Source organism: Streptomyces sp. NPDC043878, from assembly GCF_056435735.1.
Genome location: NZ_JBWKDW010000001.1, coordinates 226313 through 237960, shown reverse-complemented (window position 1 = coordinate 237960; position 11648 = coordinate 226313). Strand labels below are relative to the sequence as shown.

The 11648-nt window shown below is 73.6% G+C and carries 11 protein-coding genes; 5 read left to right on the top strand and 6 right to left on the bottom strand.

Features of this window, described 5'->3' with window-relative positions:
* Positions 1-125: 125 nt before the first annotated feature.
* The gene (locus AC07AZ_RS01010) at positions 126-434 is read left to right on the top strand and encodes a BlaI/MecI/CopY family transcriptional regulator (protein ID WP_478842410.1); all 309 of its coding nucleotides are present in this window, start codon (positions 126-128) and stop codon (positions 432-434) included.
* A gap of 75 nt (positions 435-509) precedes the next feature.
* Here the strand turns inward: AC07AZ_RS01010 and AC07AZ_RS01005 are convergent, their stop codons facing one another.
* Genes AC07AZ_RS01005 through AC07AZ_RS00985 form a run of 5 tightly spaced genes read right to left on the bottom strand, consistent with a single transcriptional unit; the run spans position 510 to position 5963 of the window.
* Positions 510-1238: a response regulator transcription factor gene (locus tag AC07AZ_RS01005; protein WP_478842408.1), complete on the bottom strand. Its 729-nt coding sequence runs from the start codon at positions 1236-1238 to the stop codon at positions 510-512.
* A 52-nt stretch (positions 1239-1290) separates the two neighbouring features.
* Entirely contained in the window at positions 1291-3933 is a 2643-nt protein-coding gene (locus AC07AZ_RS01000; RefSeq protein WP_478842406.1) for an ABC transporter permease, read from the bottom strand.
* A complete protein-coding gene (locus tag AC07AZ_RS00995) occupies positions 3930-4619 on the bottom strand; it encodes an ABC transporter ATP-binding protein (protein WP_478842404.1) in 690 nt (229 codons plus the stop codon). The genes AC07AZ_RS01000 and AC07AZ_RS00995 overlap by 4 nt, the downstream gene beginning before the upstream one ends.
* Entirely contained in the window at positions 4606-5337 is a 732-nt protein-coding gene (locus AC07AZ_RS00990) for an ABC transporter ATP-binding protein (RefSeq protein ID WP_478842402.1), read from the bottom strand. The genes AC07AZ_RS00995 and AC07AZ_RS00990 overlap by 14 nt, the downstream gene beginning before the upstream one ends.
* A gap of 5 nt (positions 5338-5342) precedes the next feature.
* Positions 5343-5963 (bottom strand): hypothetical protein, encoded by a 621-nt coding sequence (locus AC07AZ_RS00985; protein ID WP_478842400.1) that lies wholly within the window; start codon positions 5961-5963, stop codon positions 5343-5345.
* Between the two features lie 159 nt (positions 5964-6122).
* Here AC07AZ_RS00985 and AC07AZ_RS00980 point away from each other — a divergent pair, with 159 nt between their 5' ends.
* Complete coding sequence (locus AC07AZ_RS00980; RefSeq protein WP_478842398.1) at positions 6123-7442, top strand: HAMP domain-containing sensor histidine kinase; 1320 nt, start codon at positions 6123-6125, stop codon at positions 7440-7442.
* 7 nt (positions 7443-7449) lie between these two features.
* On the opposite strand, the gene AC07AZ_RS00975 is transcribed toward AC07AZ_RS00980, so the two are convergent.
* On the bottom strand, positions 7450-8493 hold the full coding sequence (locus AC07AZ_RS00975; RefSeq protein ID WP_478842396.1) for a bile acid:sodium symporter family protein: 1044 nt from the start codon (positions 8491-8493) through the stop codon (positions 7450-7452).
* 92 nt (positions 8494-8585) lie between these two features.
* On the opposite strand from AC07AZ_RS00975, the gene AC07AZ_RS00970 reads away from it, so the two are divergent.
* The 3 genes from AC07AZ_RS00970 (at position 8586) to AC07AZ_RS00960 (ending at position 11317) form a co-directional block, all read left to right on the top strand.
* Positions 8586-9425: a COG4705 family protein gene (locus AC07AZ_RS00970; RefSeq protein WP_478842394.1), complete on the top strand. Its 840-nt coding sequence runs from the start codon at positions 8586-8588 to the stop codon at positions 9423-9425.
* 222 nt (positions 9426-9647) lie between these two features.
* Positions 9648-9869, top strand: coding sequence for a hypothetical protein (locus AC07AZ_RS00965; protein ID WP_478843403.1), 222 nt, complete (start codon positions 9648-9650; stop codon positions 9867-9869).
* A 236-nt stretch (positions 9870-10105) separates the two neighbouring features.
* Positions 10106-11317: an MFS transporter gene (locus tag AC07AZ_RS00960; RefSeq protein ID WP_478842392.1), complete on the top strand. Its 1212-nt coding sequence runs from the start codon at positions 10106-10108 to the stop codon at positions 11315-11317.
* Positions 11318-11648 lie beyond the last annotated feature (331 nt).

Genomic DNA, 11648 nt, shown 5'->3' with positions numbered 1-11648 from the left:
CCCTTCATCTTCGTCAGGACCGTCGGATGCGATGAGAACGCCGGTGCGGTGACACCCGACGACTGACTACAATCTTGTAGACGGTCTACTGAACTGTAGACGATGGCGGAGTGAGGAACGTTCCCATGCCGGACGCGAGGAACGAGAGGCGGCCGGCAGGCGAGCTCGAAGCCGCTGTCCTGGCGGCGCTGTGGGCCGCCGGCGCCCCGCTCACCCCCGCGCGGATGCAGACCGGGCTCGGCTCCGGACTGGCCCGGACGACGGTGGCGACGACACTGACCCGGCTGCACGGGATGGTGCCGCCGCCGTCCAGGTCGGCTGTGACCGTGTGGTGGACGGACTCCGGCGTCGCGCGTGCGGCCCATCCACCGTCGAGATCCACGTCGGGCGCGTCCGTGCCGAGAGCGGCGCCCGCGACCGCGTCCAGGCCGTGATCTTCGCCCACGAACACGGCTCGCCCGGCCCGGCGCGGACTGAACCGAGGCGGCCGGGCAGTCCGGCGGCGCCCGTCAGAGTTCCAGGCGGTAGCCGTGCCCCCGCAGGGTGGTGATGAGGGGCAGGCCGGCGGGACGGACCGAGGCGTCGGCGGCCTGTGCGAGGCGGCGGCGCAGGCCGGCCATGGTGACGTCCAGGGTCTTGGTGGAGCCGAACCAGTTCTCGTCCCAGACCTCGGCCATCAGCGTCTCCCGGGAGACGGCCTCCCCCGCGTGCCGGGACAGGACGGCGAGCAGATCGAACTCCTTGGGACGCAGCTCGACGGCCTCGTCGTGCAGTGTGCAGCGGCGCGCCACGACGTCGAGGACCAGGTCGGCCAGACGGACGGGTTGCTGCGGCGTCGTGGCGACGACCCGGCGGCGGAGATGGGCGCGGAGCCGGGCGAGCAGCACGGTCAGGCTGAACGGCTTGACGAGGTAGTCGTCGGCCCCCGCGTCCAGCCCGGCGATGACGTCGATGTCGTCCGTGCGGGCCGTCAGGATGACGATCAGCACGTCCGGGTGCCGGGCGCGCACGGCGCGCGCGACGTCCAGACCGTCCACGTCGGGCAGCCCCAGGTCGAGTAGCAGCACGTCGTACGGGGTGCGCGCGGCCTCTGCCAGAGCGGCGGAACCCGTCCGGCTCCAGGTCGGTGTGTAGCCGTTGCCGCGCAGGCCGGTCTCCAGATGGCGGCCGATGGTGTCGTCGTCCTCGACCACGAGGACGCGGTGGCGGCTGGGGTCGGCGGTCGCGTGCGTGCGCATGCTGGACAGCGTAGGAGCGGGCGGGGCGCTCGGCCCGCCCGCTCCCGGCCGCTCACAGGTCACGCAGTTCCTCCACGGCGGGTCGGCCCGCGCTGCGGATGCCGTTCAGCGCGGCGGCCAGTACGGCGACGACGGCCGCGCCCGCGGTCAGGGACAGGTAGCCGCCCGGCACCGACAGGCGCGCGGGCGGCGGATCGAAGACGCCCGTCAGGACCTTCACGAGCATCTCGGACAGCGCCCACCCGATGAGGGCGCCCCCGGCCAGACCGCCGGTGGCCAGCAGCAGGGCCTCGGTGAGGACCATGCCGCGCAACTGGCCGCTCCTGGCACCGAGGACGGTGGCGATGGCGAACGTGCGGCGGCGTTCGGCGAGTCCCAGGGCCAGGACCAGACCGCCGGCCCCGGCGGCCAGCAGGACGGCGAAGGCGAGTTCGACGCGGGTGAGACCGGCCAGATCGACGGACGTGAGGCTGGTGCCCACGGTGCCGCGGGTCTGGGCCAGGTCCGTGACCGTGGCGCCGGTGCCCAGCTGCTTGCGCAGATGTGCGGCGATCTGCTGCTGGTGGCTGCCGCCCGTGTCGAGCAGGAAGGCGCCGACCGCGTCGCTGCCGGTCGCCTTCGCCACGTAGGAGGCGTTGGCGACGAAGAAGCTGTCCTTCGGCGCGGTCGGGAACTCCTTGACGATCCCGGCGTAGTGGAAGGGCGCGGTGCGCAGCCCCTTTGTGCGGGCGTCCTGCACGCGGAGGTTGACCGTGTCGCCGGGGGAGAGCTGGAAGTCGTGCACGGTCTCCGCGCTGACCAGCAGGTTGTCGGGGCGCTGGGCGAGCCGCCCCATCAGCTGTCCGGCCGTGCCGCCCGAGAAGTAGGCGTCCTGGAGCGAGGTCGCGTCCGCGACGGTCGCGGGCCGGACGCCGTAGAGGTCCTGGAGGTCGGAGCCGACATAGGCGTAGCGGTGCTGGAGGGGTTCGACGTGCCGGACGCCGGAGACCTTCAACGTGACTGCCGCGCTCGGCGGGACCTGGGCGCCGGGCGGTTCGGTGACGGTGACGTCCGCGCCGTTGGTGAGCCGGGCGTCGACCTCGGACTGCTGCCGGTAGGTGGAGTTGAAGACGGCCGTGGAGATCGCGAACGACACGGCGAGGGCGAGCAGCACCACCGAGCGGGCCAGCGGACGCCGGCGTCGGGACAGTACGGCCGCCGTGGTTCCGGAGAGGGTAGCGGTCAGCGGCCGGGCGAGGCGGGCCAGCGCCGGGCGGCCGTGGGCGAGGGCCAGCAGGGTCAGCCGCCAGAGCAGCAGGGCCGCGCCGAGCCACAGCAGGGCCGGCCCGAGGAACGCCCAGTACGAGACGGAGACGCTGGGCACGCCCTCCGGGGCGAGGACGAGGGCGTACTGGTTGCCGGAGGAGGCGCGGAAGACCAGCCAGGAGCCGATCAGCAGCGCGAAGTCCAGGCCGTACCGCAGCCACCAGGGCGGACGTGACCCGCGCGGCTCCCGCCTGGTGTCGGCGACGGTCACCGTGCGCAGATCCCGCAGGGCGGGCACGAGCACGGCGCCGGCGGCCACGGCCACGCCGAGGAGGAACGCGATGGCGTACCAGGCCGCCCAGGTGCCCGCGCTCGCCCCGAAGGAGGTGGCGCCGAAGGCGAGGCGTCCGGTCAGCGCGGCGAGCCCGAGCCCCGCCAGGCCGCCGCCGACGCCGACCAGCACGGCCTCCAGGCCCGCGAGCGCGGTGATCTGACGGGGCTGCAGCCCGCGCAGCCGCAGCAGGCCCTGCTCCCGCCGGCGCCGTTCGCCGCCGGCCGAGGCGACCGCCACGGTCAGGGCGGCGGCCAGGGCGGCGCCGGGGAAGCCGAGGAAAAGGAAGAGGATCTGGGCGTAGAGGGCGTCCTGGCGGGCGGAGTCGAGTGCCGCGCCGAGGTTGTCGCCCACGAGCGCGGTGCCGGCGGACCTGGCCTCCAGGTGGTGTGCGGCGCCGGTGACCGAGGTGAAGGCGGCGGCCGGGTCGGACGGCAGCTTCGCGTCACGGGCCACATGGATCTGCGTGGTGACGTCGGAGGCTCCCCGGGTGAGGGACGTGAAACGGGAGGCGGGCAGGAGAACCACGTTGTCCGGGGGAGCGGCCGGCTGGGACTGCGTGGGCGCGCCGACCTTCTGGAACAGCGAGTCGGCCTGGGGCAGGTCGACCACGCCGTCCACCCGCACCTGCCGCAGCCCGGCGCCGGGCAGCCGTAGGCCGATGGTGTCGCCGGGGGCCGCGTGCAGGTTGGAGGCGGTCTGCTGGGCGAGCAGGACGCCGGTGCCGGAGCCGGAGAGCGTGCGCAGCTCGCCGGGGAAGAAGCCGCGGTAGCCGGCCGGTAGGCCCAGTGCCACGCCTGGGCCGGTGGTCTGGGTGCTGCCCCCCACGGTGGCGGTGAAGCCGGTGGTGCGGGCGAAACCGACGGGCAGCGCCGCCCGGGTGCCAGGGGTGGATCGCACCAGTGACCCGACGGCGTTCGGGTCGGCGCCCGGCTGCACCTCGACCTGCCAGTCCACGGCGACCGAGCGGACCGCGCGCTGGGTCATCGTCGCCTTGGACGCGGTGAGGAAGGAACCGAGCGCGGCGACCAGGGCGACGGCGAGCGCGATCCCGGCGACAGCGCCGAGGAGCCGTCCGATGCGCTGCCTGGCCAGTCCCCCCGCCCATGCGGTGATCATGACAGGCTCCCTCGTGGGTCCGGCGCGTCCGCTGCTTCGGGTGCGAGCAGCCGGCCGTCGCGCATGCCCCGCCGCACGGTGAGCCGGGCGGCGACGGCCGGGTCGTGGGTGGTGACGACAAGGGCGGCGCCCGTCCGGTCGGCCGCCGCCAGCAGGGCGTCCAGGACCCGGGCGCCGGTGGCGTGGTCGAGGCGGCCGGTGGGCTCGTCCGCGAGGATCAGCCGCGGCGCCTGCGCCAGCACGCGGGCCACGGCCACCCGCTGGGCCTGACCTCCGGAGATCTCGTCGGGCAGCCGGTCGGCCAGCCCCGCCGCGCCGACCACGCCGAGCGCCTCGGCGACCGGCCGACTCCTCTCCGTCTCCGGCCGGCCGGCCAGGACGAGCGGCAGCGCGGTGTTCTCCCTGACGTCCAGAGTGGGGATGAGGCTGTCGGCCTGGAAGACCAGCCCGATGTCCCGTGGTCCGTCCAGTCCGGGCCGGGTGATCGTGCCACCGGTGGGGCGTTCGAGCCCGGCCAGCAGATGCAGCAGGGACGACTTCCCCGACCCCGACGGGCCCACGACCGCAAGCCGGTCCCCGGAGCGGATGTCCAGGTCGGCGCCGTGCACGGCCACCACCGCGGTAGGACCCCGGCCGAAGGTGAGCGCGACGCCCGCGCAGGAGACCAGCAGGTCATCGCGCGACATGACCGAGCTCCCTCACATGAGCGGTTCCCCTGTGTCCGTCGTAGGCCCGGCCGTCGTCCAGCGTGATCACGCGGTCGGCGCCCCCTACCGCCTCCGCGCTGTGCGTCACGATCAGCACCGCGCAGCCGTCCGCCGCCCGGTCCCGCAGCATCCGCAGCACCAACTCCTCGGTGTCGCGGTCGAGTTCACCGGTCGGCTCGTCGGCCAGCAGCACCGCCGGGGAGTTGGCCAGCGCGACAGCCAGCCCCGCGCGGGCCAGCTCACCGCCGGACAGCTGCCGCGGCAGCGCACCCGCCCGCCGCCCGAGCCCCACCTGCTCCAGCAGCGCCTCGGCCCGCACGGCGGGGCGGCCGCGCACCGCGTGCTGGGCGAGCCGGATGTTGTCGCGCACGGCCAGATGTGGCAGCAGGTTGCGGGACTGCAGGAGCACCCCCACGTGCCGGGCGCGCAGCCGGGCGCGTTCGGTCTCGGGCCGGTGGCTGATGCGCACGCCCGCCACCCGGACCTCGCCGCCCGACGGCTCGTCGAGACCTGCAAGGCACGCCAGAAGGGTCGACTTGCCCGCCCCCGACGGGCCGACGACGGCGACCGTCTCTCCGCGCCGCACCCGCAGCGACACCCCGCGCAACGCGAGCGTCTCCTCCTCACCGGCCCGGTAGAAGCGGTACAGCTCCCGGGCGGCCAGCACCACGTCGTCGTCCGACGGTCCGGCGGGCATCGCACTCACCGCCACGCGAACGAGTCGCTGACGGTCCGCCACGGATCGACGTTGTCGGCGTTGACGGGGCCGGACAGGGTCAGGTCCACCTCATGGCCCTGCCGGTAGAAGGCGTACCGCTCGAACGCGTCGCGCACCACCTTGCCGGTGACCGGGTCCTTGGCCGAGTCGCCCTGGTAGGTGAGAAGGACGACAGGGCCCGCCTTCCGGGTCGCCTGCGACGCCTTCGGCGATGCGAACTTCTGTACCTGGCCGTTCAGTTGCGGGACGACGGTGTTCTTGACAGAGGTGACGGTCGGGGCGGTGGAGGCGGTGGCCGTCGTGATCGTGACGCTGTTCAACTTGTCCGTGAACACGGTCGTACCGCCCTTGTCGGTGCGGGCCCAGCCCTCCGGCACCTTCACCGTGAACCCGGTGAAACCGCCGGTGGGCCGGTAGGCCACGAACACCTGGTTGTCGGGGATGTCCCCGGGCGGGTTCGACTCGGTGGGGGCCGGGGTCGCCTGGGCCGGGGCCGTCGAACCCGAGCCGGAATGCGCCCCGGACGACGATCCGGAGCACCCGGCGATCACCGCGGCGAACACCGTCACCGCGACGACACCTGCTGAATTGCGTACGTACGACATGCCTGCTGCCCTCCCGGGGAACTGCCGAGGAGCTGACTTCCGGTCATGCCCCGACGCTAGGGAGCCGTCGGTTAACGCCCCGCACGCCGACGGTTAGACGACGGCAAAAGCGCGTGGCGGACCGCTTCCGGCCCCATGGGGGGCCCGCAAGATGGGGGCATGAGACAGCGCGTGGTGCGAGTCGCCCTCACCGCCGCCCTGGTCGCCGTCGTCCTCCTCGCCGTCCCGCTGGCCCTCGCGATCAGGTCGTCCCTGTACGCCGACCAGCGCGACACCCTGGAACGGGCGGCCCTGTCCGGCGCCGTGCGCGTCAGCCCGGACTACACGACCGGCGACCCCGTGGAACTGCCCGCGCCCCCGACCGGCGGACGCCTCGGCCTGTACGACCCCGCACTGCGGCTGCGGGCAGGCGCCGGCCCCCGCACCGGCGACACGGCCGTGCGACGGGCTCTGGCCTCGGAGGTGGAACGCGGCCGGTCGGGCGGTGACCTGGTCGTCGCGGTGCCCGTGTCGCACGCCGAGCGGGTGATCGGCGTCGTACGGGCCTCCTCGCCGGCGTCCGCCGTACGCGACCGTGTCCTGCTCGCCTGGACGGTCCTCGCCGGTGTCTGCGCCCTCGCGCTCACGGTGGCCGTCCTCGTCGCCCGCCGCCAGGCGCGCGTGCTGGCCGCGCCGCTGGAGGACCTCTCCCGGCACTGCCGGGCGGTCACCGCAGGCGACCTGAGCGCCAGGGCCGCGCCCAGCAGTGTCGCCGAGATCGACCAGGTCGCACGCACCCACAACGAGATGCTGCACAGCCTGACCGAACTCCTGCGCCACGAGCGGGACTTCACTGTCAACGCCTCCCATCAGCTACGCACCCCGCTGACCGGGCTGCAGCTCACCCTGGAGGCGGGGATCGCCCAGGAGGACGACGCCCGGCTGCGGCCCGCCCTGGTGGAGGCCCTGGCCGCCACGCGCCGCCTGCACGGGACGGTGGAGGAGGTGCTGCGCCTGTCCCGCTCCCACGGACTGCCGCGTCGGCCCGCGCCGGACACCTCGGTGGCTCGGCTGCTGGAGGAGACCGAGGAGCGCTGGCACGGACTGTTCGCCCGCGACGGCAGACGCCTGGAGTGCGGGACCCTCGAGGCAGCCGACGACGTCCGCGTCCCCGGCGCCCCCGTCACCGAGATCCTCGGCGTCCTGCTGGACAACGCCCGCGTCCACGGGCGTGGCACCGTACGGCTCACCGCCCGCGACCTCGGCGAAGCCGTCGGCTTCGACGTCACCGACGAGGGCGCCGTGGACGGTGAGGCGGCCCGGCTGTCCGACCGCGGTCACACCGGTGCGGCGCCGGGCTCCGGCATCGGCCTGTCCCTCGCCCGCGACCTGGCCGTCTCTCTGGGCGGCAGACTCTCCCTGACCGGCCGCCGCCGTGCCACGTTCACTCTGCTCGTCCCGGTACACCAGGAGGAGGCCGGCCCCGGGGACCGCGGCTGAGGACCGTTCAGGCGCCTGCCGTAGGAGCGGGGTCGCGCCGGAGGCCGGTGACGATGCGGCTCGCGGCGGTCTTCTGCAGCAGCCCGTAGGCGAGGACCGGCAGCAGCAGGTGCGGTTTGTCGGGCAGGGACGCGGTGATCAGGACCGCGCTCGCGCTGCTGTTGTTCATGCCGCAGGCGAGCGTCAGCGACGAGGCGGTGCCCGCCTCCAGTCGCAGGACGCGGGCGGCGGCCCGGCCGAGGGCGAAGGAGAGCAGACAGACCAGGGCCGCCACGGCCAGGGCGGCGGCGAACAGCAGAGGGCGGGGCCGGTTCAGGACGGAGCCGAGGGCGCCGCTGGCGTTGACGTAGGTCAGCAGCAGTGAGCCGGTCAGGGCCAGGGGCGTCACCGTCAGCTGGAGGCGGTGCAGCGGGCGCGCGGGCAGGACGAGCGCGCCCAGCAGGCCCGCCGCACAGGGAAGGACCACGGCGGTGAGGGCGAATCCGCCCTCGGCCAGCCGGCCGGTGGCGGCGAGGGTGTGCGCGTAGCCGCCGCTGAGCAGCGGCGCCAGGGTCTGCAGCAGCACGGGGGTGGTCAGCGGGCTGAGGAGGGTGGAGGCCAGCACGAGGCCCACCATCGTCGGCTGGTCGCCGTCGCCCTTGTCGGTCCACACGGTGGCCCCCGCGGCGACGGGCATCGCCACGACGAGGATCATCGCGGTGAGCAGTCCGCTGCCGCCGTCGGTGTCAGGGGTGCGCCGCAGCAGGAACGCGACGACCGGCACGACAGCCAGCGGGATCGCGAGGTGCAGCACGAGCCCGGCGAGCAGCGCCTCAGGCCGCCGCAGCAGGCGGCCCAGCGCGCGTACGGGGATCTGGAGCCCGGCCGAGAACAGGACCAGTGACAGCAGAAGCGGTGCCGTGTGCAGCGTCAGATGCGTCGGCGGTAGCGGTAACGGGTGGGGGCGGCGCAGCCACAGGCCGGGTCCGGGCAGCAGCAGAGCGAGGGCGTAGGACATGACGACGACGCGGCCGAGCCGGTGCCGCAGCCAGGACGCGGCGCGGGTGTGCATGGGCCCATCGTGATCAGGCCGCACCCGGCGGGCCGGGAAAGCCGCGCGGCAGTCAGGATGCGTTCAGGTATTCACTGACAGCGTCCTGCCTCATGACCTACGAACTCTCCGAGACTCCTGAGGCCGAACCGGGCACGAGTGCCTCCGCGCGCCCCTCCCACCGGCTGCGCTGGAACAAGGTGCCCGAGGTCACCGCCTACTTCTGGATCATCAAGGTGCTGTGCACGACGGTCGGCGAGACCGCGGCCGACCTGCTCAACGAGAAGGCCGGCCTGGGCCTGACCGGCGTGTCGGTCCTGATGAGCGCGCTGCTCGCGGTCGTCCTGGTCGTGCAGTTCCGTACGACTGCCTACCGCGCGGGCGTGTACTGGCTCGCCGTCGCCCTCATCAGCGTCGTCGGCACACTGATCAGCGACAACCTCACCGACAACATGGGCGTGCCGCTGGAGACGACCACCACCGTGTTCGCCGTCCTTCTCGCCGTCGTGTTCGTCGTCTGGTACCGGCGCGAGCGCACCCTCTCCATCCACAGCATCGACACCACCAGCCGCGAGGCGTACTACTGGCTGGCCGTGCTGTTCACCTTCGCCCTGGGAACGGCGGGCGGCGATCTGGTCTCCGAGCGCATGGACCTGGGCTACTGGCTCGCGGCGGTCCTGTTCGCACTGGCCATCGCCGCCGTGGCGATCGCGCACTTCGCGCTGGGCCTGGACGCGGTGTGGAGCTTCTGGATCGCCTACATCCTCACCCGCCCGCTCGGCGCCTCGATCGGCGACTACCTCTCCCAGCCGACCGGCGACGGCGGCCTCGGGTTCGGCACCGTCATCACCAGCGGGCTCTTCCTGGCGGTCATCCTCGGCCTGGTGGTGTACCTGATGGTGACCCGCAAGGACGTCGCGGACCCTGCGCGCGTGACGCGGCAGGCGGCCTAAACGGCTCGGAAGGCGTTCGGGAAGCGTTCAGGCGATCACCGACAAGGCCGGACACCACGGCCGGCCCCTGCGGTCGGCCCGTGTGTCGCAGGGCACCCGTCGCGCGGAGACGGGTGCCCTTTCACACCCCCACGAACAGGAGTGTCCGCCCGTGGAGCATCCTGAAGTCCTCACCGACTTGGACGTTGCCGCCCGGCAGCAGCGGGCCGCGACCAGTTCTGGATCGCCTTCGTGCTGACCCGCCCGCTCGGCGCGACAGCCGGCGACTTCCTGACCAAGCCGGTCGCCAAGGGCGGTCTCGACCTCGGTACGGCCGGTTCGTCGGCCGTGCTGTTGGCCGTACTGGTCGGTCTGACGGGGTACGCCCACGCTCAGGAGCGCCGCAGGCTCGCCCGGTCTGCGGCCCTGCCTCCGGAGACGGGCGGGTACGAACGGGCCGACTGAGGGCGAAATGCGCCACGCTCGGCAGGCGCGGGAGAGCGTCCTGGGCCCACCTCGGCACCTGACCGCCACGACGTGTCGCGAGAGGATGCCGTCTGCCGGATTCGTCCGGCGAGGATGAGAGCGCCACCAGGAGGTGGGCCGATGTTCACGAGGCCATGTCCGGCCTGCCGGGCACGCGACACCCTGGGGAGGAGTTCGTGAAGCCCGCCCGCACCACGTCTGCCACGCCCGAACCGTTGGACAAACATGCCCGGGGGCTCTCGGCGTGGCGGTTCGTGTTGGTGTTCGGGGGCGTCAGTCTGCTGATGGACTTCGTCTACGAGGGCGCCCGCTCCGTCACCGGCCCGCTGCTCGCCCACCTGGGCGCCTCCGCGGCCGTGGTCGGCGTGGTCACGGGGGCGGGCGAGGCCGCCGCGCTCGGACTGCGCCTGGCTTCGGGACCACTGGCCGACCGCAGCCGCCGCTTCTGGGCGTGGACGATCGCCGGGTACGTGCTGACCGCGGTCACCGTCCCGGTGCTCGGCCTGACCGGAGTGCTGTGGGTGGCCTGCACTTTGGTGATCGCGGAACGCGTCGGCAAGGCCGTGCGCTCCCCGGCCAAGGACACGCTGCTCTCGCACGCCACCGCCGCCACCGGACGGGGCCGCGGCTTCGCGGTCCACGAGGCGATGGACCAGGTCGGCGCGCTTGTCGGTCCGCTCACGGTGGCCGGGGTCCTCGCCCTCACCGGCGACGACTACGCCCCGGCGCTCGGGGTGCTCGCGCTGCCCGGCGTGGCCGCCGTCGCGCTGCTGCTCTGGCTGCGTGCCAGGGTTCCCGATCCGGTCGGCTACGAGACCACCATCGGCGCGGCGGCGCCCGGCAAGCCGTCTCCTGCCGGGTCCCGCGGGAGGAAGCTGCCGCGGGCCTTCTGGGCCTACGCGGTCTTCACCGCCGTGACCCTGACCGGTTTCGCCACCTTCGGTGTGCTCTCCTACCACCTGGTCGTCCGCCACCTGATGCCGACCGCGATGGTGCCGGTGCTGTACGCGGCGGCCATGGCCGCGGACGCGGTGGCGGCGCTGGCCACGGGCTGGCTGTACGACCGGTTCGGCGCCCAGGTCCTGGTCGTCCTGCCGCTGCTGTCCGCCGCGGTTCCGGCCCTGGCCTTCACCGACACGGTGTGGGTCGCCGTGGCGGGTGCGCTGGTGTGGGGCGCCGCCGTCGGGGTGCAGGAGTCCACGCTGCGTGCCACCGTCGCCGACCTCGTACCCGTGGGCCGCCGGGCCACCGCGTACGGCGTCTTCGCCGGGATCATGGGTGCGGCCGCGTTGGTCGGCGGCGCCTTGGCCGGGGTCCTTTACGACGTCTCCGTCCCCCTTCTGATCGTCGTCGTCGCCGGCGTCCAGGCCGCCGCGCTCGTCCTGCTGTGGGTCACCCGGGCCGTGCGGTCCACGCCGGTCCGCTGAGTGCCGAACGTGCCGGGGTGCACGGACGTTCTCGTCACTGCGCTGCTGTGCGGCGGTTCCGCGATGTCACCTGAGCGGGCAACGCGACGTACCGACGTCCGACCAGGAACGGCCCGGCGGATGTGCACCTGTGCGGGTTGTCCGAGGGGCTTGGGCCCAGGGGCGGTTGGACGGTTCTGTTCCCTGTGTCAGAAGCGGGAGCCGACGTGGGCGCGTCCAGGGCGGCCTCGGATGCCGCGACGCCGAAGCGGAGCAATTGTCGGATTCTGTGGACCACGAGGCTCCGGAGACGTCCTGTAGCCGGTCGTCGAGCGCGGCGAGGTCGGTGTCG